Here is a 23,314-nt window from a genome sequence, read left to right on the forward strand (position 1 = left end):
CGCGTCGAAACCGTTGCGAACAAAGCGGAAACGATGCTTGATGGGCAATGAACCTCGCTGCCCGTGATTCGACCTTCCGGCCTGACTATCTCGCGAAGCTGAATGCCGAGCAGTGCCTTGCCGTCGAGCATGGCGACGGCAAGGTCGCCGGGCCGCTACTGGTGATCGCCGGAGCCGGCTCCGGCAAAACCAACACGCTGGCGCATCGCGTCGCGCATCTGATCGTCAGGGGCGCCGACCCCAGGCGCATCCTTTTGATGACGTTTTCGCGTCGTGCCGCATCGGAAATGGCCAAGCGGGTCGAACGCATCGCCGGCGAGGTGCTCGGCCGAGACGCTTCCATCATCACCGATGCGCTGAGCTGGGCCGGCACGTTTCACGGCATCGGCGCCAGGCTGCTGCGCGATTATGCGCCGGAGATCGGCCTCGATCCGGCCTTCACCATCCATGACCGCGAGGATTCGGCCGACTTGATGAACCTCGCCCGGCACGAACTCGGCTTCTCCAAAACCGAAGGCCGTTTTCCGACCAAGGGCACGTGCCTGGCGATCTATTCGCGTGCCGTCAACGCGCAGGCGCCGCTCGGCGAGATTCTCGGTTCGGTGTTTCCCTGGTGCGCGGGTTGGGCAGAACAGCTTAAGACGCTGTTCGCCCGATATGTCGAGACCAAGCAGGCGCAGAACGTGCTCGATTACGACGACCTGCTGCTCTACTGGGCGCAGATGGCCGGCGAGCCGGAGATATCAGCGCATCTGGGCGGGCGCTTCGACCATGTGCTGGTCGACGAATACCAGGACACCAACCGGCTGCAGGCCTCGATCCTCACGGCGCTCAAGCCGGACGGCTCCGGGCTGACGGTGGTCGGTGACGATGCGCAGTCGATCTATTCGTTTCGAGCGGCGGAAGTGCGCAACATCCTCGACTTCCCCAAACAGTTCGCGCAGCCGGCCGAGATCGTCATGCTTGAGCGCAACTACCGCTCGACCGAGACCATCCTGGCCGCCGCCAATGCGGTGATCGGCGAGGCCTCGGAGCGCTTTACCAAGAACCTCTGGTCGGAGCGCAAATCGGCGGAAAAGCCGAGGCTGGTCAGCGTTCGCGACGAAGCCGAGCAGGCGAGTTACGTCTGCCAGGCTATCCTGACCGAGCGTGAGGCCGGCACGGTGCTGAAAGCGCAGGCCGTGCTGTTTCGCGCCTCGCACCACAGCGGGCCGCTGGAGATCGAGCTGACGCGCCGCAACATCCCGTTCGTCAAGTTCGGCGGGCTGAAATTCCTCGACGCCGCCCATGTCAAGGACGTGCTGGCGGTGCTGCGCTTCGCCGAAAACCCGCGCGACCGCGTCGCCGGTTTTCGCGTGCTGCAGCTTTTGCCCGGCATCGGCCCTTCGGCGGCTTCGCAGATCGTCGACACTATGGCGACTTCGCTCGACGAAACGATGGGGCTGGCGCGCTACCGGCCGCCGCAACGCGCCGCCGACGACTGGCCGGGTTTCGTCGCGCTGTTCTCGCAGCTTCGCACCGGGTCGGGAAAATGGCCTGTTGATCTCGAACAGGTCAGGCTCTGGTATGAGCCGCATCTCGACCGCATCCACGAGGACGCAACGACGCGCCGGGCCGATATTCTGCAGCTCGAACAGATCGCCTCGGGCTATGCCTCGCGCGAGCGTTTCCTGACCGAGCTGACGCTCGATCCGCCGGATGCAACCAGCGACGAGGCCGGGCCGCCGCATCGCGACGAGGACTATCTGATCCTGTCGACCATCCATTCGGCCAAGGGCCAGGAATGGAAGAACGTCTTCGTGCTCAACACCGTCGACGGCTGCATCCCGATCGATCTCGCCGTCGGCTCGAAGGAGGATATCGACGAGGAGCGCCGCCTGCTCTACGTGGCGATGACGCGGGCCAAGGACGGTCTGCACCTGGTCATGCCGCAGCGCTTTTTCGTCCACGGCCAGGCGGCGCGCGGCGATCGCCACGTTTACGCCTCGCGCACCCGCTTCATCCCGGCCTCGATCCTCGGCGCCTTCGAACAGACATCATGGGCGAGCGTCCTGGCCAAGGACGATCCGCGCCGCCAGCCGCAAGTGCGCGTCGACCTTGGCGCCCGCATGCGTGACATGTGGAAATAGGCTGCCTCTTCGGCACGCCGCTCATATGGCGGAGCTTGGTGGCGAAAATCAAATCTCGGCGACATGGAACCTGATGCCGCAATCCGCGTTTCTGGGCGTCCGATTCAGATCGGAGAGCGGCGTCCGCCGTCACCTCCGCCCAATTCGAGAGGCAAGAATGCACGACCCGATGCTCTTCACCCCCGTCGCCGTTACCGTCGGCGCCGGCCACAAGCGCATAATCGCTTCGCTCTTCGACATGCACGAGTTCCTGACCGAGTTCCCGCCATCGCGGCGACGCCTGAGCTATGGCGCGGCGGTGAAGGCATGCGAGGCGGCACGCGCCGGTGAGATCTCGCCCGAAGCGGCGCGCGATGCCATGATCACCTTCGCGGCGGCGGCAGGCATTCTCTGGCCTTCGGCCCAACCGGCAGTCTCGGTCAAGCCGGTCGCGCGGGGCCAGGGCGGATACGCCGCATGACTGGCTAGGCCTCTTTTGCGACTATGGCCCGCCGAAGATGGTTCGTCTTCGACGGGTTTCCGACATGGGTATCAGGCGCGGCCCTCAATGGACCGTCATCAGGTCGCCGTTCGGCAAACCGCTCAATGCCGCCGCTTCAAAGCTGACTTGGTCGCGGCCGTTTGATTTAGCCCTGTATAGGTGTTTATCCGCCACAACGAACATTTCGGCATAGGTGGTCGGTCCGCTGAAGGCGACGCCGCCGATGCTTACCGAGAGGGGACAGGGTTGCCCGCCCGGGGAAAAATCCGCCTCGCGAATACGGCGCCGTATCCCCTCCGCGACCAGCCAGGAATGCGAGGGGTCGGCGCCGGGAAGGAAGACTGCGAATTCCTCACCGCCAATTCGCCCGACGATGTCGGCGCCGCGCAGCTGGTCTTGAATGGTCTTGGCGATCAGCTTGAGGGCCTGATCGCCACAGTCGTGGCCGAGGCGATCGTTGACGGACTTGAAATGGTCGGCGTCGACAATCAGCAAGGCGCCGGAGCTGGCGACAGAATGGCTGCGAGCTTGATCGAGATAGGCTTCGACAAGCATTGAAAACGCGCCGCGGTTGAACACCGCTGTCAGGCTGTCGGTCGCCGCGACAATTGTCAGTTCCTTTTGCGCGATTGCCAGCTGACGCATTTTCCACATCAGGAAAGACAGGAACGAACCGGCCAGCACCAGCGGCAGCAGCAGATCGGTCAGTTTCGCCCGCCACAGCGCTTCAGGCGACAGATACGGGAAATTGAAGGAATCGACGAAGAAGGCGGCGGCGATGCAGACCGCGGTGCCGACAACGGTGACGGCCACCACCCTGCCCCAACTCGTGGGCGAAAAATCGATCCGCATGCCATTGCTCCCGCTATGGCAGGCTATTTTGAAGCGGGAACACGAATGAAGTCCTAAGACTTTGCTTCAATTCGATCGTGATCGATCCGGATACCAAATCAGGCGAAGGCGCGGCCCTCTTCGCTGCGCTGGAACAGCGTGAGGTCAAGTGGCACCGAAGGCCGGCCGAGAACGGTCAGGATCGCGTGCGCCTGGCCGCGGTGATGGGTCTGGTGGTTGACGAAATGATCAAGCGCCGGCGCCAATCGCTGCGAGACGGTGCGCATGTCGGAGACGGTCATGTAGGAGAAGCGGCCGGACAAGGCCTTGTCGGTTAACGCCCCGACCCAGTCGATGATCCTTTTGTCTTCGGCCTCGCGCGCCAGCCGCAAGCCCGGCAGGGCGCGGTGCAGGATCGTGTCGAGCCTGGCCGGCGCGTCCCCCTCGCCGGTAAAGCGCCTCATCCAGATGCGATCGGCAGTTAGAACATGGTTGAGCGTGCCCATCATCGAGCCGAAGAAAACCCCGACATTGCGGTGAAATTCTTCGTCGTCGAGATCTGCGGCGGCATCGTAGATGCGGCTATTGGCCCATTGATTGTAGGCCGCAAACATCATGAAGTGCTGTTTCATCTTTTTCTCCCGACCCGCGAGACCCCGTTTCGGGTGCCTACCGCATCGGCCCGAAACGTCGCTCTAGTAGACCGCAAGGAAGCTGCCGCCAATGACCATTCTGCTCTATGACCTCGTCGGACGCGACGCCACCCGTCCGTTCAGCCCACATTGTTGGAAGGCGACGATGGCGCTTGCCCACAAGGGGGTCGACATCTCAACCGTGCCGACGCGTTTTCTCGAAGTGCCCACTGTCGAAGGCGGCGCTTCGAAACTCGTTCCGGTGATCCGCGACGGCGAGAAGGTGGTCGCCGATTCCTTCGCCATCGCGCTTTATCTCGATGAGGCCTATCCCGAGCGGCCGACATTGTTCTCCGGCGACGGCGGCAAGGCGATGGCGCGCTTCATCGAACGCTGGTCGCAACTGACCATCCACCCCTATGTCACCACCGCGGCGATCATGGACCTCCACGCCATGCAGGATGAGCCGAACGCCGCCTATTTCCGCCAGAGCCGCGAGCAGCGCTTCGGCAAGAGACTGGAAGAGGTGATGGCGGCGCGAGACCTCGGCCTTGGCGCCTTCCGCGCCTCGCTGGAGCCGTTGCGCTCGATGCTCACCTATCAGCCGTTCATCGGCGGCCAATCACCGCTGTTTGCCGACTACATCGTCTTCGGCGCGCTGCAATGGGCACGCATCGCCTCACCCTACCGGTTGCTCGACGACAGCGATGTGGTGGCGCAGTGGTTCGAGCGCTGCCTCGATTTGCATGGCGGCCTCGGCCGCAAGGTGGCGGCGGCTGCCGCATAGGGTAGTAAGGCAGTAGGTATGCGCACCGCCATGACTTACTGCCCTACTCCCCTACTCCCCTAACAAAGGCAGCACGACCCCATGACGTCAGGCCCGGAATTCCCGGACGATTTTCGCGCCGAGTTGAGTAACCTCTTCCTGTGGCGGCGGGACGTCAGGCGATTCAAGCCGACGCCGCTTCCGGAAGGCGCTCTGGAGCGGCTGCTTGACCTCGCCAGCATTGCGCCCTCGGTCGGGCTGAGCCAGCCCTGGCGTTTCGTCATGGTCGAGAGTGCGGAATGCCGCGCCGCGGTCAGGACATGCTTCGAGCGCTGCAATGCGGAGGCGCTCGCATCGTTCGACGGCGAACGCGCCGCGCTCTATGCACGCCTGAAGCTCGCGGGCTTGAAGGAGGCGCCCTGTCAATTCGCGGTTTTCGCCGACCGCGCGACAGAACAGGGACATGGGCTCGGCCGCCTGACCATGCCCGCGACCATCGAATATTCGGCGGTGATGGCGATCCACACCTTTTGGCTGGCGGCGCGCGCGGAAGGAATAGGCATGGGCTGGGTCTCGATTCTCGATCCGGCCGAAATGGCAACGATCCTGGACGCGCCGCCGGAGTGGACGCTGATCGGTTACTTCTGCGTCGGCTACCCGAGCGAGAACCACAGCGTGCCGGAACTGGAACGGGAAGGCTGGGAAATTCGGCGGGCTTCGACCGTGATAAGGCGGTAGTGCAACGGCAACGCTGTCAATCTCCTCTTGACGGCCTTGATCTGAGGAAGGGCCAAAATGGTTCGCTACGACGTGCAGGCTGAGATCTGGGTCTATCCAGGCAAGGGCGGCTGGCATTTCGTGACGCTGCCGCCGGAGCTTGGGGCACGGATCAAGACGGCGACGGCGGGGATGGCGCGGCCCTGGGGCTCGCTTGGCGTGGAAGCCATCATCGGCCAGACCAGATGGCGGACATCGCTGTTTCCTGACAAGAAGTCCGGCAGCCTGCTCTTGCCGATCAAGACGGCGGTCCGGGTCCGCGAAGGCCTTCGGGCTGGCGACACGGCCAACCTGACGATCGAGATGCAGTTATGACAACATGGGTTCCGGCTGACGGGGACACGCTATGCGGCGGCTAGGGCTAGCCTCCCCTTGGCAAGCCGGCGGGCGGCTTGTATAGAGCCCGCCACCCTGAATTCCACTCTCCATCACAAGGACGATCCCATGGCGCTCGAACGCACCTTTTCCATGATCAAGCCGGACGCGACCCGACGCAATCTCACCGGCGCCATTACCCGGATGCTCGAAGAAGCCGGCCTGCACGTCATCGCTTCGCGCCGGGTGTGGATGAGCCGCCGCGAGGCGGAAGGCTTTTATGCCGTCCACAAGGATCGTCCGTTTTTCGGCGAGCTGGTGGAGTCCATGTCGTCGGGCCCAACCGTCGTGCAGGTGCTGGAAGGCGAGAACGCGATTGCCAAAAACCGCGACGTGATGGGCGCCACCAACCCGGCCAACGCCGCCGAAGGCACCATCCGCAAGGTGCACGCGCTGTCGATCGGCGAGAATTCCGTGCACGGCTCCGACGCGCCGGAGACCGCCGCGCAGGAGATCAAATACTGGTTCTCGGACACTGAGATCGTCGGCTGAGCCGATAAGTCCATCACCACGTCACATGCAAAAAAAGGCCGGCGCAATGCTGGCCTGTTTTCGTTGCGGCGATCCTGCACCGGACGCCGACGCCCTCCAACCGCGCATGATGCTCAAAACCGAAACCGGTTTGAACGATCAGCTCGCGGCGTTGAAGCGCAGAATGACGCGGCCGTCCTTGTCGGCGATAACAAGCTTGCCGGCGTCGACATGGTACGACGTCGCCTTGGCCAGCGCCTCGAACAGCGCCTTTTCCTCGGCCATGATCTCGGGCGCGCAGGCTTTGAAGGTCGAACCGATGTCATTGATGGCGATCGTCGAACCATCGACTTTGGCGATGGCGAAGTAGACGTTGCAAGGACCGCTGCCGCCGGCCTTGCCGGCCTCGCTGATCCTGAACGTCGCCCGCGGCTCGGCGATCACACCAATGCCGTCGATATACTCGATCAGCCAGCTCTGCCCGAACAACGGCGCCGACGCCGGCTGCTCGCTCGACGTCACCATCTTCAGCATGATGGTCTGCGGCGCGTCGCTCAGCGGATCGACGTGGTGGCGCATATCGGAGATGAACAACAGCCTGTCGTCGACGGTGATGCGCGCCTGCAGCACATAGGTCATATCAGGCCGGATCACCTGGGGATCGAAGCTGATCTCGAACTTGATCGGCACCTGGCCGGCCGGCGCCATCTTGCGCTCGCCGATGACAGCGGCCGGCGCACTGGCCTGCGAGACATTGGCAAGCTGCACGAAAAGCACGGCGTTGGGCGGCAGCGCGATGCGCTCGCGATACGTCACCTCGCCCTTCAGGGTCTTCTCGGCAGCGACTGACAACTCAGGCACCAGTATACCGACGACCAGCGGCATGACACCGAAGATGAAGAACTTGGCGATCCTGCCCAGCATGATCCTGCTCCCCCAGCGCACCAAACTGGTCGCAACGTCTCGCAGGATTGCGGTGGTTCCGTGGCGCCCCACACACGCACTGTTCGCACGGCGGTGCCATCCGGCTTGTGGTCTTTGTTCGTCGGCCGCCTTGGCATGACCGGCAAAATTATGCTCAAGCCAGGTCCCAGGCGATCACGAAGTCGTGTTCCCCAAAAGATGTAACACAGCGGCCTCCGGACCGAATTTACCAATGCGCGCTTGAGGAACGGGCGCGCAACAACCCAATCGGAGGTGAAATCATGACAACGAGATCAACCGTGAGCGCAGCCTTTCTGGCCGGCGCCGTTGCCACGGCTCTTGCTTCTTTTGCGACGGCCGCGCCGCTATCCGAGGCAGAGGCCAAGGCGGCGATGGATGCCGGCAAGGAGAAGTGCTTTGGCGTCGCCCTGAAGGGGCAGAACGACTGCGCGGCAGGGCCTGGCACTACCTGCCAAGGCACCTCGACTGTCGATTACCAAGGCAACGCCTGGAAGTTTGTCGACGGCGGCACCTGCACGACGATGGACCTACCCGGCGACCGCAAGGGCTCGCCCACGGAACTGACCCGCGACATCCCGTCGTAAGCAATGCAACTGCCCGGAAAGCGGAGACGAAGATGAACGGACTGGCCCCAGCATCCCGCATGTCGAAAACCTCCCGCTTTCCGGCACACCCGGTCGCCGGCCTTGCCGGCACCAGTTTCAAGCATGAACATTCGCACGCGATCATTGCCGGCGGCAGCAAGGACGGTTTCTTCGAGGTCCACGCCGAAAACTATATGGGAGCCGGCGGCCCGCCTCACGATGCGTTGACCAAGATCCGCCGCGACTATCCCGTTTCGCTGCACGGGGTGTGCATGTCGATCGGCGGACCGCGGCCGCTCGACAAAGCGCATCTTGCCGTTTCAAGGCGCTCGTCGACCGCTATGAGCCGGCGCTCGTTTCCGAGCATCTCGCCTGGTCGACCCACGACACCACCTATTACAACGACCTGCTTCCGCTGCCCTATACGCCGGCAACGGTTTCGCGGGTCGCGGATCACATCGACGAAATGCAGCGGGCGATCGGCCGCCCGATCCTGCTCGAGAACCCCTCGACCTACGTCCTTTTCCCGGAATCGACGATGAGCGAGACAGATTTCATTCGCGATCTGGTGCGGCGTACCGGTTGCGGCCTGCTGCTCGACGTCAACAACGTGTTCGTTTCGGCGACCAATCACGGCTATTCAGCCCTTTCCTACCTCGCGGATTTCCCGCTCGATCATGTCGGCGAAATCCATCTGGCCGGGCACGCGGAGCAGGAGGATGACGAGGGCGACGTGCTGCTCATCGACAGCCATGACGGCCCGGTCGCCGACGCGGTCTGGAAGCTCTTCGATGTCGTCATCGGCCGATGCGGGCCGCTTCCGACGCTGATCGAATGGGACAGCGACATTCCCGACTGGCCGGTGCTCAAGGCGGAGGCGGCGGCCGCCCAAGCGATCCTCGACCGTCACGCCGACAGCGATTACATATTCGGAAAAGCCCATGCCGCAGGATGAGCTCCAGTCAGGCGATCTCGCCCACCGGTTTGACTATGCCGCGGCATTCAGCGCCGGCTTGCTCGATCCTGACCGCGCCCCGCCTGACGCTGTCTCGGGGCCGAACGGGAAGGCTGCGATCAAGCGATATGCCGTCTACCGCAACAACGTCACGGTCAGCCTGATTGATGCGCTGGCCGCCAGCTTTCCAGCGACGCTGCGCATCACCGGCCCGGACTTCTTTCGCGCAATGGCGCGCTTTCATGTTCGCGAAACACCACCCAGCTCGCCGCTTCTGTTCGAATACGGCCGCGACTTTCCCGATTTCATCGAGCGCTACGAATACGCGCAGTCGATGCCGTGGCTGGCCGATGTCGCGCGCATGGAGCGGGCTTGGCTCGACGCCTATCATGCCGCCGACGCGGAACCGTCGGCTTCCGGAGCACTGGCGTCGATCTCGCCCGAACGACTGGCCGATACCGTGTTCGTGCCGCACCCGGCAACGCGCGCCATACGCTCGCGCTATCCGGTCGTGACGATCTTCGCGGCAAACCGGAGCGACGGTCCTGTCGGGCGGATCGACGCAAGCGGCCGTGAAGATGCACTGATCACGCGGCCCGGCCTCGAAGTCTATGTCCTCCATCTGCCGCCAGGCAGCGCGGTTTTTCTGGATCGCCTCATGGCGGGTGAGCCGCTCGGCGCGGCGGCCGCGGCAGCGTTTGCGGGGCGTGCCGAATTCGACCTTTCCGCCAATATTGCCGACCTGCTGCAAGCAGGCGCCTTCACAGCGGCACACCAGGGAGGATGAGCGTGACGAACCATGGGCAGAACGCCAGCATCGAGCCGCGAGGGATCGCTGCCCTCGTCGAGAAGGTGAATGCCGCCCTTCGCACGAGTGCAACACCGTCGCTGACGCAGCTCGTCCTGCGATGCGCACTCGCCGTCCCGTTCTGGCGGTCCGGCGTCAACAAATGGGACGGTTTTTTGCAGCTGAACGATGTCGCCGTGCTGCTTTTCAGCTCGGAGCTCAAGCTGCATCTGCCCGGCGGCCCTTACGATTTTCCTGCACCTGGGCTGGTGGCGTTCGTCTCAGGACCGGCGGAAATCCTGCTGCCACTCTTCTCGTTCTCGGCCTGGCGACACGACTGGCGGCATTCGGGCTGCTGCTGATGACGTTGATCATACAGCTCACCGTGCCGGACGGCTGGCCGCTGCACATCACCTGGGCGGCGATGGCGCTCGGCATCATGGCGTGGGGACCCGGCCGGATTGCGCTCGATCACTGGATCGGCACCGACAAGGGCTGATCGAGGGCTGATGGGTTTCCACCCCTCTGGCGGTGACGCGAAACGTCAATTTCGCTTCCAGCGGCTTGCGGCCTCGTCGTCGGCCTCCTTGGCATCGACCCAGCCGCCTTGCGAGCCGTCGGTGTGGTGTTCCTTCTTCCAGAACGGCGCGCGCGATTTCAGGTAATCCATCAGGAAGTTCGCCGCCTCGAATGCCGCCTGCCGGTGCGTGGATGCAGCGACCACCAGCACGATGTTCTCGCCGGGCGCGACCCTGCCATGGCGATGGATGGCGGTGAGGCCCTGCAGCGGCCAGCGGTGAACCGCCTCGGCGGCGATGCGGCCGATCTCGGCCTCGGCCATGCCGGGATAATGTTCGAGTTCGAGTGCCGCGAGCCTGCCCCCTTCATCGCGGCAGAGACCCGAGAAAGTCACCACGGCGCCGATGTCGGCGCGGCCTTGCGTCATCTTGGCGATCTCTGCGGCGACATCGAAATCCTCCGCCTGGATACGCACCGTCGGCACCACCGCGCCGGGCATTTCAGCCACCCGTCATTGGCGGGAACAGCGCGATCTCGCGCGCGCCGGCGATCTTCTCGCGGTGCTCGACATGTTCCTGGTTGATGGCGACGCGGATCACATCAGGATATTGCAGCGCGTGCTCGTACTCCTCGCCACGCGATTTCAGCCAGCGCAGCAGGTCGGCCACGGTTTCGATGCCGGCGGGCAATTCGACATCCTCTTGCGGCTTGCCGATCCGCTCGCGCACCCAGGCAAAATAAATGAGCCTCATCGACATCCTACTCGTCCATGATGTGCTTGAGGCCGGCGCGGAAATAGTCGTAGCCGGTGTAGAGCGTGACCAAGGCGGCGATCCACAACAGCACGAGCCCGGTCTGGGTGGTCAGCGGGAAGATCTTGTCGCCGGCAGGTCCGGCGAGCAGGAAGGCGATGGCGACCATCTGGATGGTGGTCTTCCACTTTGCCAGCTGCGTCACCGGTACCGAGACCTTCAGCGCCGCCAGATATTCGCGCAGGCCCGAGACCAGGATCTCGCGGCACAGGATGATGATCGCCGCCCACAGCGACCAGCCTGCGATGCCGGCATGGCGATCGGTGTCGGCCGCCAGCAGCAGCAGACAAGTGGCGACCAGCAACTTGTCGGCGATCGGATCGAGCATCTTGCCGATATTCGAGGTCTGCTGCCAGGCGCGCGCCAGATAGCCGTCGAAATAATCGGTGATCGAGGCCAGCAGAAAAATGATCAACGCCGACCAGCGGGCGAAGTCGCTCGACTTCAGATGCCCTTCGAGAAAAAAACACAGCACAACCAGCGGCACCGCGAGGATGCGGACGTAGGTGAGCATGTTGGGCAGGTTGAATGCGCGCTGGGCCATATTTTTGGGAACTCTTTCTGCCTGCCTACTCAAATCAGAAGCGAATGTGGGGGGTCAACAGGCGATAGTCGATGGACCAACCGAAAATAGCCGAATCCATCAGCTCTCATGAAAATGATTGTAGACCAGCTTGGCCACCTGCTCGGAAATGCCGTCGACCTTGACCAAATCCTCGATCGCGGCGCGGCTGACCGCCTTGGCGGTGCCGAAATGCATGAGCAGCGCGCGTTTGCGGCCGGGACCGATGCCGCTGATCTCGTCGAGCGGGCTCTTGACCATCTCCTTCTTGCGGCGGGCGCGGTGCGTGCCGATGGCGAAGCGGTGGACCTCGTCACGCAGCCGCTGGACGAAATAGAGCACGGGGTCGCGCACGGGGAGCGAAAACGGTGGCTTGCCCATGACGAAAAAGCGTTCGCGGCCGGCGTCACGGTCCTGGCCCTTGGCGATGCCGATGGCCTGGACACGGTCCTCGATGCCGAGATCGGCGAGGATCTTGCGCACCGCTGTCATCTGGCCCTGACCGCCGTCGATGAGGATGACGTCTGGCCAGGCCGGGAAACCGCCCGCATCCTCGATATCGTCGCCCTGTTCGGACAGGATGTCGTCCGCCGGCTGTTCGCTCGGCGGCACCTCGCCATGTTCCTTCAGCAGTCGGGAAAAACGCCGCTCCATCACCTCGCGCATCATGCCGAAATCGTCTCCCGGCGTGATCTCGGTCGAGCGGATGTTGAATTTCCGGTACTGGTTCTTCACGAAGCCTTCAGGGCCGGCGACAACCATGGCACCGACGGCGTTGGTGCCCATGATGTGGGAGTTGTCGTAGACCTCGATGCGGACCGGTGTTTTCTTCAGGCCGAAGGTCTCGGCGAAGCCGGTGAGCAGCCGCCCTTGCGTCGAGGTCTCGGCCAGCCGGCGGCCGAGCGCCTCACGGGCATTCTGCAGTGCGTTGTCGGTTAAATCCTTCTTCTCGCCGCGCTGCGGCACCGAGATAGCCACCTTGCGGCCCGCGCGGGTGGAGAGCGCCTCGGCCAGCAACTCCTGGTCCTCGACGCCATGCGACAACAGAATGGTACGCGGCGTCGGCTTGTCGTCATAGAATTGCGCCAGGAACGAGCCCAGCACCTCGGCCGCGTCCAGCGCCGGATCGGCCTTGGGGAAATAGGCGCGGTTGCCCCAGTTCTGCCCGGTGCGGAAGAAGAACACCTGGATGCAGACCTGGCCGCCTTCCTGGTGGATGGCGAAGACATCGGCCTCGTCGACGGTCTGCGGGTTGATGCCCTGATGGCTCTGCACATGCGACAGCGCCGCCAGCCGGTCGCGATAGATGGCGGCGCGCTCGAAGTCGAGATTTTCCGAAGCCTGCTGCATGGCAGCGGAGATATCGGTCTTCACCTTCTGACTGCGGCCGGACAAGAACTCCTTCGCCTCGGCGACCAGCTTGGCATAGTCGCCACGCGAGATTTCGCCGGTGCACGGGCCGGCGCAGCGCTTGATCTGGAACAGCAGGCACGGCCGGGTGCGGTTCTCGTAGAAGGAGTTGGTGCAACTCCTGAGCAGGAAGGCGCGCTGCAGCGAGTTGATGGTGCGGCCGACGGCGCCGGCCGATGCGAAGGGGCCGAAATAGTCGCCCTTGCGCGAACGCGCGCCGCGATGCTTGTAGATGCCGGGCGAGACGTGATCGCCGGTCAGCAGGATGTAGGGGAACGACTTGTCGTCCCGCATCAGCACATTGAATCGCGGCCGCAAGCGCTTGATGAGGTTGGCTTCCAGCAGCAGCGCTTCGATCTCGGTGCGGGTGACGACGAATTCCATCGTCGCGGTCTCGCGCACCATGCGGCCGATGCGGCTGGTGTGGAAACGGCCTTGCGCGTAATTGGTCACCCGTTTCTTCAGGCTGCGCGCCTTGCCGACATAGAGCACGTCGCCTGCGGCATTCATCATGCGGTAGACGCCGGGCGCGTTGGGCAGCCGTTTGACCAGCGTCTGGATGACTTCGGCGCCGACCATGCCGTCGGCATCGCCGGCATGCGGCGTCCAATCGATGACCGTGAAGGCAACGTCAGGACCGCCGGAACCGGGAGCTGACGTTTCGACGATCTCCTCCGCCGCCTCTTCCTCGAGGTCGACATCGGGGGGCAGGTCGTCGGCGGCGCCGCCCCGTTTGTGTTTCTGGTCCATGGGACTCATTCGATAATGCCTGTCACATCCGGCGTCTGCCATGCAAGGTGCTGGCCGCCGTCGAGCGCGATCATCTGGCCGGTGACCGAGCGCGCGCGCCAGAGATAGCGTATGGTGGCGCCGAATTCAGGCAATTCCGGGCCGCGCTTCAGGATCAGGCCGTCGACCTGCGCGGCAAAATCGCTGTCTTCCTGGCGCGCGCTCTTCAGCGTCGGGCCGGGGCCGATGGCGTTGACGCGAATGCGAGGCGCCAGCGCCTGCGCCATCATTTGCGTCTCTGTCCACAATGTCGATTTCGACAGCGCATAGGAGAAATAGCGTGGCGTCGGGCGCCAGACGCGCTGGTCGATCATATTGACGATCAGCGCTTCCTGGCCTTCTGGCAGCGCGCGGGCGAATTCTTGCGCCAAAAGTGCCGGCGCTTTCACATGGACGGCGAAGTGACGGTCCCAGGCAAGCCAGTCGAAGTCCTGAACCGTGTCCTCCACGAACAGTGAGGCATTGTTGACCAGCAGTGTAACAGGCCCGAGCGCGGCTTCGGCGCGGCCGATCAGGTCGCCGACCGCGGCCATGTCGGTCAGGTCGGCGGCGACCACAGCGGCACGGCCATCCTGGCCAAAATGGCCGCCGTTGATCCGCGCGGCCAACGCTTCCGCCTCGGCCCGCGAGCGGTTGCAATGGATGGCGACAGCAAAACCGTCAGCGGCAAGATCCTCGACGATCGCCTTGCCGATCCGCTTGCCCCCGCCTGTCACTAGCGCCGTTCCAGCGGCCTTGCTCATCCTGCCAATCCTTAATGGGCTTCGATTTCAGCCCGCCGGCGAAATATGGCCGGCCAAGCGTTAAATGCCGTTCGGACCTTGGGCAGCATTGTGGCAAAGCGGCCGGATCGGTCTTCGACTGTGGCCGGGACTCGGCTGCCAGACCGCAATATAGGGCGGCGGACTCCTTGCTCCAAGCGGTGTTCAGCATGGCACGGCAAAGCCTCCTGACACCATCTGTTGCGCAGATGCAACGTCAAAGTTCGGCCTCATTCGTGCCGGGTAATGACCCAAGTTCAGGTTCGCTTCAGCCGCATTTTGACACGACATTCGGAACCGTTGAGCGCCAGATCCGTTTTTTCCTCCCGGCGGGTTGAGGGCGCTCGTGAAAGCAAGCCTGTGCCTGTGGCTTAAGGAGTAAAGAACAATGCAAGCCAATCTTAAATTTGCGCGACCGCTGGCGGTGGCGCTCGGGCTCTTCGCCCTCGGCGGAACCGCCTATGCTGCTGACGTCATCTCGGAAGAGCCGCCGGCACCCGCCCCGATCGCCGAACTTCCGGTCGCTTCCTGGGCCGGTCCCTATGCCGGTGTGAGCGTCGGCTACGGCTTCAGCGGTCATGCCGATGCCGACGACATCGGCGTTGACGTCGACACCGATGGATTCGTCGGCGGCGTCTTCGGCGGCTATCAGTGGCAGCAGGAGAACTTCGTGTACGGTGCTGAAGCCGATATCGGCTATAGCGGCATCGAGGGCGACGATGCGGGCGTCGAGGCCAAGGGCGGCTTCGAAGGCTCGCTGCGCGCCCGCCTCGGCTACGCCGTCACCCCGGAGATCCTGCTCTACGGCACCGCCGGTGGCGCGCTCAAGAACCAGGAAATCGAAGCCGCTGGCTCCAGCGACGAAAACACGATGCTCGGCTGGACGGCCGGCGTCGGTACCGACATCAAGATCACGGACAATGTGTTCGGCCGTGTCGAGTATCGCTACACCGACTTCGGCGACAAGGACTTCGACGGTATCGGCAAGGTCAAGTCGACCGACAACCGCGTCACTTTCGGCGTCGGTATGAAATTCTAAATACGTCCAAGCCACGACACGAAAAAGCCGGGCCTCGTGCCCGGCTTTTTTTGTGATCGCCTTCCCTAGAGCGGGATGCATTCAGATTGAAGCCGCCAAGTGATTCCACTTGGCTGCAAAAATGCTCTAGCTGGGTGCCAGCCAGCTCACGCCGGGACGCAGGGTTTCAGCTCCGGAAACTTCTGGTCGAAGCGCGCTGCCCAGCGGACCAACCGGTTGCGGCCCTTTTCCCATTTTCCGGCAAAGCGCAGCGAGAGATAGCCAAGGCAGGCGCGCAGCGCCAGCTGGCCGGCGGTGATCTTCTTCGGCAGCTTTGGCGGATTGGCGTTGAGCAGATCGAGCGCACCGGTTATCTTCGCCCACTGGCGGTCGAGCCAAGGCTGGTAGACCATGTCTTCGGGGCGCGTGCGCCGCTCATAAACCATCGACAGCGCGCAGTCGCAGATGCCGTCGGCCAGCGCCTCCAGCACTTCTGCCTCGAGGCGCTTGTCGGGATTGCGCGGGAACAGCGCGTTCTTCGATATGCGGTTGAGATGCTGGGTAATGGCGCGGCTGTCGTGGATCGAGCGGCCGTCGTCGAGCACCAGCACCGGGATCTTGCCGAGCGGATTGGCGTCGATCAGCTCGGCCGGCTTGTCTTCGGTTTTTATCGGCACGAGATCGACTGCGATGCCGGCATAACGCGCGGCCATGCGCACCTTGGAACTGTAGGGTGATGTGGAGGCGTAGAGCAGTCTGGGCATGATCGGGTTCCTGGTTGCCGGCTACAGCGCCGCGTATACTATTGGACGCGCAAAGGACGCCGTAGCGCTTTGATTTTTGTGCACTGTTGACTGGACATGCCGGCATGATCAACAGCCACAGGCGGAAAAACCGGGCGCCACGGAGAACGACGTCCTCCTCCGCGATCTTAGGCAATGAGCGGTACGGCAGTTGCAGCCCAAGAGGATCTGAACAGGCCAAACAGATCCGAACCTAGCCAACCCGGTCTTGCACCGAGAATTTCTCTCCGGGCACAGAGAAATGCCCACCGGACTTCGCCGTACGGCGAAGTCCTGGGAGTTGCGAAAAGGTGTCTTCCCTCCGCCTCTATTATTGCCCGAGCACTGACCCTGCGAGCGAGGCGCCTGTCCGGCACCCGCCCTCAACGGTCTTCAGCACTGTCCTCCGCGAGCTAAGAAACGCGATTACTTCTTGGCTTTCGCCTTCGCGGGCGCTGCCTTCGCCTTCAGCTTGGCCGCCGGCGCTGCTTTCTTCACTGCCACCGAAGACTTCGCTGCAGCCGCTTTCTTTGCCGGCGCAGCCTTCTTGGCCGGTGCAGCCTTGGCAGGTGCTGCTTTCTTCGCTGCCGGCTTCGCCGCGGCCTTTGCAGCCGGCTTCTTGGCTGGTGCTGCTTTGGCCTTGGCTGGTGCTGCTTTCTTCACTGCCGGCTTTGCCGCGGCTTTCGCGGCCGGCTTCTTGGCCGGCGCTGCTTTTGCCTTGGCCTCGGCGGCCTTCGGCTTGGCAGCAGGTGCTGCTTTCTTCACAGCTGCTGCGGCCTTTTCCGCCACAGCTTTTACTGGTGCTTTCTTTGCCGGTGCCTTCTTTGCCGGAGACTTGGATGCCGGCGCTTTGGATGACTGTTTAGCCATATCATGCCCCTTCGTTGTGCCGACGGCCGTTAATGACCCGGCGCGTAATGCATATCTGACTCGCGCTTGTCTAGCCAGCGAAGCATTAGCATGATTTTTTCAGTTTAAATTTTGATTACCGGCGACACACGCTCGTCCTGATTTCGCAAAATGTCGCTGCTGCTCTTCGAGCTTGCCGAGGGTTTGCGACAGACATTCTGCGCGCTTAACCGGAACCAATCGCACTGCAAAGTGCTGAAGGTTAGCAAGCGTTTTGCTCGTCGATCATCGACCGGCAACATCATGATGGGCTGCTTCATCGATCTCATCGTCTTGTCCAACGAGACGATCTACACAAGCTACAAAAGCAAAGCCCGGCTCGTTCTGCGCCATGACCTTGTCTGGGGCTTGAGAAGGCAACCTTTTTGCTAGTTGACAGATTACTCGATCCGACAGAGTATTCTGGTCTGCGGGGGAAGCGTAATGTCATTCGCGCAAGATCTAGCGGCGCTGTCCCAGATCAGTGAGACTGAACGCTGACACCATAGCAGGCCCAATGATGGCTGCCGACGAAATCATCCACCAGAGCGTGCGGCTCATGATCATGGCGGCGCTGAATTCTCTGGAAAGGCGCGAAGCGCTGGAATTCACCCGATTGAAGGCCATCGTCAATGCCACCGACGGCAATCTCGGCGCGCATATCGATACGCTTGCCAAGGTGGGATATGTCGATGTCGAAAAGCTGTTTGTCGGACGCCGGCCGCAAACGCGGGTCAAGGCGACATCAATCGGACGGCGCGCCTTTCGCGGTCACGCCGCCTTCCTTCGCGCCATCCTCGATGAGGCGGAGCAGCCAGGTAAACGCGTTCAGCGCAGGACGCGGCAGCGGCCGTTGTAGACCATCCAGCGGTCGAAGCCCGCGACGCAGAATTCGACATTATCGCCGATCGAGGCAAAGCCCTGCCCTTCCTCGATCAGATACCAGATGGTGCGGGCGTGGCCGTCGGACAGGCTGACGGTGGCGCCGCAATAGCGACGGCCGATCGGCCAGGTTTCATTGGCTGGCAGATAGCGGTGCTGGTGGATCCCCTGGAAATCGGTGATCTCGACATCGGGCAGATTCGGCACGTGGCGCACCTGGTAGGAGAAGCGGCTGGTGATCTTGTTCAGCACCCAGGCCTCACCGCAAACGCCGCTGTCTTCTTCGGTATAGACGGCAAGGTCGGCCGCCTTTGCTGCCTGGGTGACGGCGAGGGACGCGCCGAGCGGCGTGCAAAGGGCGATCAGTGCGGCAAGTGCGGATTGGGCGAAGCGAGTCATGGCAGCCTCTTATGGTCGACTGCGCGCACTGTGCGGATTCGCTTGCGCGCGGTCAAGCGGTTGTAGAGACGATGGTTTCTTAGTTTGAAATCGCCTTCAGCCAATGCAGGCGCGCGGATACCTCTGCCGCCTTACGCCGCCAGCCATTCCAGCGTCCAGTGCGCCGGTTTTCCGACGACAAGCAATTTGTGCAAGGCCGGCAGCAGCGTGCGCAGCTCGCGCTCCAGCGTGAACGGCGGGTTGACCACCACCATCCCGTTGCCGTCGAGGCTGGGCTCGGCCGATGGCGGCCTGATCTCGAAGCCGATGTCGAGCAGCTTCGGGACGCCTGACTGCACCAGCGCTTTCCGGAAGGCGATGACCGCCTTGCGGTCCTTGACCGGATACCACAGCGCATAGATGCCGCCCGGCCAGCGCTTGTGGGCTTTCCGCAGCCCGTCGACGAGGCGGTCGAACTCGCCCTCCTCCTCAAACGGCGGATCGACCAGCACGAGACCGCGCTTTTCCTTCGGCGGCAGATGCGCGCCGAGCGCCAGCCAGCCATCGAGCTCGATCACCCGGGTCTGGAAATCGCCGGCGAATAGCGCTCTCAGCTTCGCGGCATCCTGGCGATGCAACTCGATCGCTGACAGCCGGTCCTGCTTGCGCATGAGATGACGCGCGATCAGCGGCGAGCCCGGATATTTTTTCAGGCCGCCTTCAGAATTGAGCGAACGGACGGCTTCCAGATAAGGCGCCAGAAGTGCTGCCGCCGGCGCGTCGAGCGCGGCATCGAAAAGCCGGCTGATGCCGCCTTGCCATTCGCCGGTCTTTTGCGCTTCAGTCGATGACAGGTCGTAGCGGCCGATGCCGGCATGGGTGTCGATAACGCGAAACGCCTTGTCCTTCTGCTTCAGATATTCGACGAGCCGGCTCAGCACGACATGCTTGACGACATCGGCGAAGTTTCCGGCGTGATAGGCGTGGCGGTAGTTCATACGATACTCAATTCGACGACCCGCCCCTGCCCCAGCGCGGCGGTGGCGGCTGCGAATTCGGATTTTGCGGCCGCCCGCCGCCACCGAAACGAAACGCCAGCACCAGCCCGATCAGGCCGACTGCCATCAACGAGAAGCCGACCGGCTGCGCCCGTTGATCGACCTCGCCAACGCCGGAGCGCAGCACCAGGTCCACCGCCCGCATCTCGATGCCCTCGGGGTCGCCTGGGCCGACGGTGAAGATGTAGGGGCCGGGGCTGACCGTCGGGATCAGGCCTGCCTCGTCGCGAAAGATCTTGTCCGGCAGTTGCGGGCTGACCTGGCGCGGATTTTCCGAATGGTTGAATTGCAGCGTCGAGGCGAGCACCGTCCTGCCGCCGGTGGCGGCGGTCAGCGTCAGCACGGTGCGCTGTTGCGAGACGACGATGCGTTCGGCCCTCGCGGTGAGGTCGACCAGCACCCGCACCGGGGCGTCGCGAGCGGCGAGCGGTACCGTCACCGGCTTGAACCGGCCCTGCTCGTAGACCCGCCAGGTGCCGATCTCATGGCCGGAGAAATTGCTCATCGCCCAGGGATAGACGACGCCGATGCCGATGCCGGCGAGCAGGATCAGAAAAAACAGAAAGCGCATGCGCTCGACTACCTTGCCCGGATATTATTTGGCGCCGCCGCGGGCGCGTTCCATTTCGTCCAGGAGCATGTCGAGGCCGAGCTCGGACGTTGTATCGAATTCGGCGGTGCCAAGATAGACAATAACATGGGACCTAAAAGTGGAAACCGGTTTTGGGAGAATCCGAATGATCTGAGCGATCGTAAGGAGGATCAGCCCTTCCCCTTCTGGAGGCTCGATTCCAATGCGCGCTTTCCCGTCTCATCGAACAAATGCAGATGCTGCGGCGGGAACGCCACCGTCACCGTCGGGCCGGCCGTCAGTGCCGCCCGGTCGAGCGTGAAGACGTTGAATGGCAGGCCGTGTAGGCCGAGATGCAGGATGATGCCGAAGCCGGTCGGCTCGATCAGGTCGACCGTCGCCCTCAGGCTGCTCTCCGAGGCCGGCGACATCTCGACGTGCTCCGGCCGGATGCCGAGCGTCACCGCCGCGCCTTCCTCCAGTTGATAACCCGACGAAAGCCCAATCAGCGTTCCGTCAGGCAATCGTGCGCCGGCCGTGCCTGCGCCGACCTCATAGCGTGCCGACAGAAAATTCATGGCCGGCGATCCGATGAAGCCGGCCACGAACAGGTTGGCAGGGCGGTCGTAAAGCTCCAGCGGGCTGCCGACCTGCTGCACCACGCCCTCATGCATGGCGACGATCCGGTCGGCCAGTGTCATCGCCTCGATCTGGTCGTGGGTGACATAGATCGAGGTCGCGCCGAGATCGCGGTGCAGCTTCTTGATCTCTGCCCGCATCTGCTCACGCAGGCGCGCGTCGAGATTGGACAGCGGCTCGTCGAACAGGAATGCTTTGGGTTGGCGCACGATCGCGCGGCCCATCGCGACGCGCTGGCGCTGACCGCCCGACAGTGCCTTCGGCCGCCGCGCAAGCAGCGGCTGCAGCTCAAGCTTCCGGGCGGCATTGCTGACAGCGGCTGTGATCTTCTCGTGGGCGGCCTTCCGGATCCGCAAGCCATAGCTCATGTTCTCGGCGACGTTCATGTGTGGGTAGAGCGCGTAGGATTGGAACACCATGGCAATGTCGCGGTCCTTGGGCGCCCGCTCATTGACGCGCATGCCGTCGATCCGGATCTCACCTTCGGTCACCTCCTCGAGCCCGGCGATCATCCGCAGCAGCGTGCTCTTGCCGCAGCCCGACGGGCCCACCAGCACCACGAACTCGCCGTTCTTTATCGCCAGATCGACGCCGTGCAGCACGGAGACGATGCCGAAATTCTTGCGGACGTTGCGAATGTCGATCGATGCCATGAAACCTCACTCAGCCCTTGACCGCGCCGGCCGTCAGGCCCTGTACCAGATAGCGCTGGATGAACAGGAAGAAGAGGCAGGCCGGGATCAGTGCCAGCACGCCGGCCGCCATCATCTGCCCGAAATCGACCGAAAACTTCGACACGAAGGTGAGCAGACCGACCGGAAACGTGGCGGCGCTGTTGCCCGAAATCAGCATCAGCGCGAACAGCAGTTCGCTCCATGCGGCGGTGAACACAAAACCCAGCGTCGCCGCAATGCCCGGCAGCGTCAGCGGCAGGACGATCTGGCGAAATGCCATGAACTGCGTAGCGCCATCGATCTTGGCCGCCTCCTCCAGCTCCTTGGGAATGCCGTCGAAAAACGACTGCATCAGGAACGTCGCGAAAGGGATGTTGAAGGCGGTGTAGACGACGACCAGCCCGGTCAGGCTGTTGGTCAGCCCGAGCGGCGAGAGCATCTTGAAGATCGGCGCGACCAGCATCACCAATGGAAACATTTGGGTGAGCAGCATCAGCGCGACCAGCCAGTATTTGCCGCGGAAGGTGAAGCGCGACAACGCATAGCCAGAGAGAGACGCGAGCAGCGTCACGATCACGGCCGTTGCGCCGGCAACGATCATGCTGTTCCTGAAGAAGACCGGGAATGCGCTGTGGGCGAGCACGAAGCGGAAATGTTCAAAGCTCATCCGCGACGGCCACATCCGCACGCCCTCCGAATAGAGCAGGTCGTTCGGCGTCACCGATACTTTCAACAGCCAGAACAGCGGGAACAGCGCAAAGACCACGTAGCAGAGGATCGCCAGGCGGTGCAGCGCGGTGCCGAAAATCGAATACCTGTTCATCTGGTCATCGCCCGATCCATCAAGCCCGATCCATCAGGACTTGCCGAAGCATGACGATCAGCATCGAATAGGCGAGCAGCAGAATGAGCAGCACCAGCGCAATGGCCGAGGCATAGCCGAAATCAAGGGCCCTGAAGGCCTGCGTGAAGATGTAGCTCGCGACAATTTGCGTGCGGTCGGCTGGGCCGCCGCTGGTCATGACGATGATCAGGTCGGCGAAGTTCGCGATCCAGACGGTGCGCAACAGCACGGTGATCGCAATGGTCGGCGCAAGGAATGGCAACGTTATCGACGTGAACCGCCTGACCGCACCGGCGCCGTCGATCGCCGCCGCCTCGTAGAGGTCGCGCGGGATGGCCTGGAGCGCCGCCAGCAGCGTGATGGCGAAGAAGGGAATGCCCCACCAGACGTTGGCGATGATCGGTCCCCACATGGCGAGCTGCGGATTGGAAAGGATGTTGGCCGGCTCACTCATCAGGCCGAGCGCATAAAGCCAATGCGGCAGCGGTCCGATGACGGGGTTGAACAGCCACGCCCAGTTGAGCCCGGTGAGGAAGGTCGGCACCGCCCAGGGCAGGAACACCAGCGCCTGCGCGATGGCGCGACCGGCAAACGGCCGGTCGAGCAACAGCGCCAGGACCAGGCCGAACACGAATTGGAGGAAGACGGATGCGCCGGTCCACCACAGCGTGTTGCGCAGCGCCCGATAGAAATTTTCGTCGTCATAGAGGGTGCGAAAATGATCGAGCCCGACATAGCCGCCAGAGAACGGGTTGAGCAAGTGCACGTCGCGGAAGGCGTAGGATAGGCCTAGCACCAGCGGCGCCAGCATGATGGTGACGATTAGAATCAGCGCCGGGGCGGTGTAAAGATATGGCTCGGCGTGGCGCGTGATCCGGTCGACCAGCGACCGGCGGCGCGATTCCGGGAACCCGGCGGTGGCGTCAAAAACCATCAGCTAACGCTTTCGTTCCAATTGGCCATCGTTCCAATCGACCATGGACGAGACCTATCG

Annotated in this window: 27 protein-coding genes and 2 pseudogenes; 14 read left to right on the plus strand and 15 right to left on the minus strand. The window is 63.0% G+C overall.

Translation table 11 applies throughout. The features are described 5' to 3' along the window. Nucleotides 1–47: 47 nt before the first annotated feature. Both CIT31_RS16990 and CIT31_RS16995 read left to right on the plus strand, forming a co-directional pair. A complete protein-coding gene (locus CIT31_RS16990) occupies nt 48–2,129 on the plus strand; it encodes an ATP-dependent helicase (RefSeq protein WP_095519578.1) in 2,082 nt (693 codons plus the stop codon). A 157-nt stretch (nt 2,130–2,286) separates the two neighbouring features. Next, a complete protein-coding gene (locus CIT31_RS16995; protein WP_029354304.1) occupies nt 2,287–2,589 on the plus strand; it encodes a DUF982 domain-containing protein in 303 nt (100 codons plus the stop codon). An 84-nt stretch (nt 2,590–2,673) separates the two neighbouring features. Here the strand turns inward: CIT31_RS16995 and CIT31_RS17000 are convergent, their stop codons facing one another. Both CIT31_RS17000 and CIT31_RS17005 read right to left on the minus strand, forming a co-directional pair. Then, a complete protein-coding gene (locus CIT31_RS17000) occupies nt 2,674–3,462 on the minus strand; it encodes a GGDEF domain-containing protein (RefSeq protein WP_095519579.1) in 789 nt (262 codons plus the stop codon). 98 nt (nt 3,463–3,560) lie between these two features. Continuing rightward, on the minus strand, nt 3,561–4,073 hold the full coding sequence (locus tag CIT31_RS17005) for a DinB family protein (RefSeq protein ID WP_095519580.1): 513 nt from the start codon (nt 4,071–4,073) through the stop codon (nt 3,561–3,563). Between the two features lie 91 nt (nt 4,074–4,164). On the opposite strand from CIT31_RS17005, the gene CIT31_RS17010 reads away from it, so the two are divergent. The 4 genes from CIT31_RS17010 to ndk all read left to right on the plus strand — a co-directional run bounded on the left by CIT31_RS17010 (nt 4,165) and on the right by ndk (nt 6,483). After that, a complete protein-coding gene (locus tag CIT31_RS17010; RefSeq protein WP_095519581.1) occupies nt 4,165–4,860 on the plus strand; it encodes a glutathione S-transferase family protein in 696 nt (231 codons plus the stop codon). Nucleotides 4,861–4,941: 81 nt separating this feature from the next. Next, nucleotides 4,942–5,577, plus strand: coding sequence for a 5,6-dimethylbenzimidazole synthase (bluB, locus tag CIT31_RS17015; RefSeq protein WP_095519582.1), 636 nt, complete (start codon nt 4,942–4,944; stop codon nt 5,575–5,577). 57 nt (nt 5,578–5,634) lie between these two features. Further along, nucleotides 5,635–5,931: a DUF1905 domain-containing protein gene (locus CIT31_RS17020; protein WP_095519583.1), complete on the plus strand. Its 297-nt coding sequence runs from the start codon at nt 5,635–5,637 to the stop codon at nt 5,929–5,931. A 129-nt stretch (nt 5,932–6,060) separates the two neighbouring features. After that, a complete protein-coding gene (gene ndk, locus CIT31_RS17025) occupies nt 6,061–6,483 on the plus strand; it encodes a nucleoside-diphosphate kinase (RefSeq protein ID WP_095519584.1) in 423 nt (140 codons plus the stop codon). A 138-nt stretch (nt 6,484–6,621) separates the two neighbouring features. On the opposite strand, the gene CIT31_RS17030 is transcribed toward ndk, so the two are convergent. Then, complete coding sequence (locus tag CIT31_RS17030) at nt 6,622–7,386, minus strand: YbaY family lipoprotein (RefSeq protein WP_095519585.1); 765 nt, start codon at nt 7,384–7,386, stop codon at nt 6,622–6,624. 281 nt (nt 7,387–7,667) lie between these two features. Here CIT31_RS17030 and CIT31_RS17035 point away from each other — a divergent pair, with 281 nt between their 5' ends. The 4 genes and pseudogenes from CIT31_RS17035 to CIT31_RS17050 all read left to right on the plus strand — a co-directional run bounded on the left by CIT31_RS17035 (nt 7,668) and on the right by CIT31_RS17050 (nt 10,232). Next, nucleotides 7,668–7,991 carry a BufA1 family periplasmic bufferin-type metallophore gene (locus CIT31_RS17035; protein WP_164759703.1) on the plus strand — a complete coding sequence of 108 codons (324 nt, stop codon included), beginning with the start codon at nt 7,668–7,670 and terminating at the stop codon, nt 7,989–7,991. Nucleotides 7,992–8,023: 32 nt separating this feature from the next. Further along, nucleotides 8,024–8,946 (plus strand): annotated as a pseudogene (bufB, locus tag CIT31_RS17040) (MNIO family bufferin maturase). Continuing rightward, nucleotides 8,933–9,733, plus strand: a complete 801-nt coding sequence (locus CIT31_RS17045) for an HvfC/BufC N-terminal domain-containing protein (RefSeq protein ID WP_095519586.1) — start codon at nt 8,933–8,935, stop codon at nt 9,731–9,733. Before bufB ends, CIT31_RS17045 begins: the two are co-directional and overlap by 14 nt. Continuing rightward, nucleotides 9,730–10,232, plus strand: a pseudogene (locus tag CIT31_RS17050) (DoxX family protein). Before CIT31_RS17045 ends, CIT31_RS17050 begins: the two are co-directional and overlap by 4 nt. 45 nt (nt 10,233–10,277) lie before the next feature. On the opposite strand, the gene CIT31_RS17055 reads toward CIT31_RS17050, so the two are convergent. The 5 genes from CIT31_RS17055 to CIT31_RS17075 all read right to left on the minus strand — a co-directional run bounded on the left by CIT31_RS17055 (nt 10,278) and on the right by CIT31_RS17075 (nt 14,568). Then, nucleotides 10,278–10,751 carry a molybdenum cofactor biosynthesis protein MoaE gene (locus CIT31_RS17055; RefSeq protein ID WP_095519587.1) on the minus strand — a complete coding sequence of 158 codons (474 nt, stop codon included), beginning with the start codon at nt 10,749–10,751 and terminating at the stop codon, nt 10,278–10,280. A 1-nt stretch (nt 10,752) separates the two neighbouring features. After that, nucleotides 10,753–11,010 carry a molybdopterin converting factor subunit 1 gene (gene moaD, locus CIT31_RS17060; protein WP_095519588.1) on the minus strand — a complete coding sequence of 86 codons (258 nt, stop codon included), beginning with the start codon at nt 11,008–11,010 and terminating at the stop codon, nt 10,753–10,755. A 1-nt stretch (nt 11,011) separates the two neighbouring features. Then, entirely contained in the window at nt 11,012–11,608 is a 597-nt protein-coding gene (pgsA, locus tag CIT31_RS17065) for a CDP-diacylglycerol--glycerol-3-phosphate 3-phosphatidyltransferase (RefSeq protein ID WP_065008950.1), read from the minus strand. Between the two features lie 99 nt (nt 11,609–11,707). Beyond that, nucleotides 11,708–13,795: an excinuclease ABC subunit UvrC gene (gene uvrC, locus CIT31_RS17070; protein ID WP_095519589.1), complete on the minus strand. Its 2,088-nt coding sequence runs from the start codon at nt 13,793–13,795 to the stop codon at nt 11,708–11,710. Then, the gene (locus CIT31_RS17075; protein ID WP_095519590.1) at nt 13,792–14,568 is read right to left on the minus strand and encodes an SDR family oxidoreductase; all 777 of its coding nucleotides are present in this window, start codon (nt 14,566–14,568) and stop codon (nt 13,792–13,794) included. The genes uvrC and CIT31_RS17075 overlap by 4 nt, the downstream gene beginning before the upstream one ends. 406 nt (nt 14,569–14,974) lie before the next feature. On the opposite strand from CIT31_RS17075, the gene CIT31_RS17080 reads away from it, so the two are divergent. Further along, nucleotides 14,975–15,625 (plus strand): outer membrane protein, encoded by a 651-nt coding sequence (locus CIT31_RS17080; protein WP_095519591.1) that lies wholly within the window; start codon nt 14,975–14,977, stop codon nt 15,623–15,625. Nucleotides 15,626–15,771: 146 nt separating this feature from the next. Here the strand turns inward: CIT31_RS17080 and CIT31_RS17085 are convergent, their stop codons facing one another. Further along, on the minus strand, nt 15,772–16,368 hold the full coding sequence (locus tag CIT31_RS17085; RefSeq protein WP_095519592.1) for a glutathione S-transferase family protein: 597 nt from the start codon (nt 16,366–16,368) through the stop codon (nt 15,772–15,774). A 490-nt stretch (nt 16,369–16,858) separates the two neighbouring features. On the opposite strand from CIT31_RS17085, the gene CIT31_RS34660 reads away from it, so the two are divergent. From CIT31_RS34660 to CIT31_RS17100, 3 genes are all read left to right on the plus strand, one after another. Continuing rightward, the gene (locus CIT31_RS34660; RefSeq protein ID WP_203546856.1) at nt 16,859–17,350 is read left to right on the plus strand and encodes a hypothetical protein; all 492 of its coding nucleotides are present in this window, start codon (nt 16,859–16,861) and stop codon (nt 17,348–17,350) included. Nucleotides 17,351–17,406: 56 nt separating this feature from the next. After that, entirely contained in the window at nt 17,407–17,667 is a 261-nt protein-coding gene (locus tag CIT31_RS17095; RefSeq protein WP_095519594.1) for a hypothetical protein, read from the plus strand. A 124-nt stretch (nt 17,668–17,791) separates the two neighbouring features. After that, a complete protein-coding gene (locus tag CIT31_RS17100) occupies nt 17,792–18,133 on the plus strand; it encodes a transcriptional regulator (protein WP_165778481.1) in 342 nt (113 codons plus the stop codon). Here the strand turns inward: CIT31_RS17100 and CIT31_RS17105 are convergent. The 6 genes from CIT31_RS17105 to CIT31_RS17130 all read right to left on the minus strand — a co-directional run bounded on the left by CIT31_RS17105 (nt 18,103) and on the right by CIT31_RS17130 (nt 23,254). Beyond that, a complete protein-coding gene (locus CIT31_RS17105; protein ID WP_095519595.1) occupies nt 18,103–18,555 on the minus strand; it encodes a hypothetical protein in 453 nt (150 codons plus the stop codon). The two genes, CIT31_RS17100 and CIT31_RS17105, sit on opposite strands and share 31 nt — an antisense overlap. A gap of 131 nt (nt 18,556–18,686) precedes the next feature. Next, a complete protein-coding gene (locus CIT31_RS17110) occupies nt 18,687–19,532 on the minus strand; it encodes a 23S rRNA (adenine(2030)-N(6))-methyltransferase RlmJ (protein WP_095519596.1) in 846 nt (281 codons plus the stop codon). A gap of 7 nt (nt 19,533–19,539) precedes the next feature. After that, entirely contained in the window at nt 19,540–20,163 is a 624-nt protein-coding gene (locus tag CIT31_RS17115; RefSeq protein WP_095519597.1) for a hypothetical protein, read from the minus strand. Between the two features lie 191 nt (nt 20,164–20,354). Beyond that, complete coding sequence (locus tag CIT31_RS17120) at nt 20,355–21,455, minus strand: ABC transporter ATP-binding protein (RefSeq protein ID WP_065008940.1); 1,101 nt, start codon at nt 21,453–21,455, stop codon at nt 20,355–20,357. Nucleotides 21,456–21,465: 10 nt separating this feature from the next. After that, on the minus strand, nt 21,466–22,299 hold the full coding sequence (locus tag CIT31_RS17125; protein WP_095483211.1) for a carbohydrate ABC transporter permease: 834 nt from the start codon (nt 22,297–22,299) through the stop codon (nt 21,466–21,468). A 19-nt stretch (nt 22,300–22,318) separates the two neighbouring features. Beyond that, nucleotides 22,319–23,254: a carbohydrate ABC transporter permease gene (locus CIT31_RS17130; RefSeq protein WP_095519598.1), complete on the minus strand. Its 936-nt coding sequence runs from the start codon at nt 23,252–23,254 to the stop codon at nt 22,319–22,321. Nucleotides 23,255–23,314 lie beyond the last annotated feature (60 nt).

Source organism: Mesorhizobium wenxiniae, from assembly GCF_002284535.1.
In the GTDB taxonomy this organism is placed as follows: domain Bacteria; phylum Pseudomonadota; class Alphaproteobacteria; order Rhizobiales; family Rhizobiaceae; genus Mesorhizobium; species Mesorhizobium wenxiniae.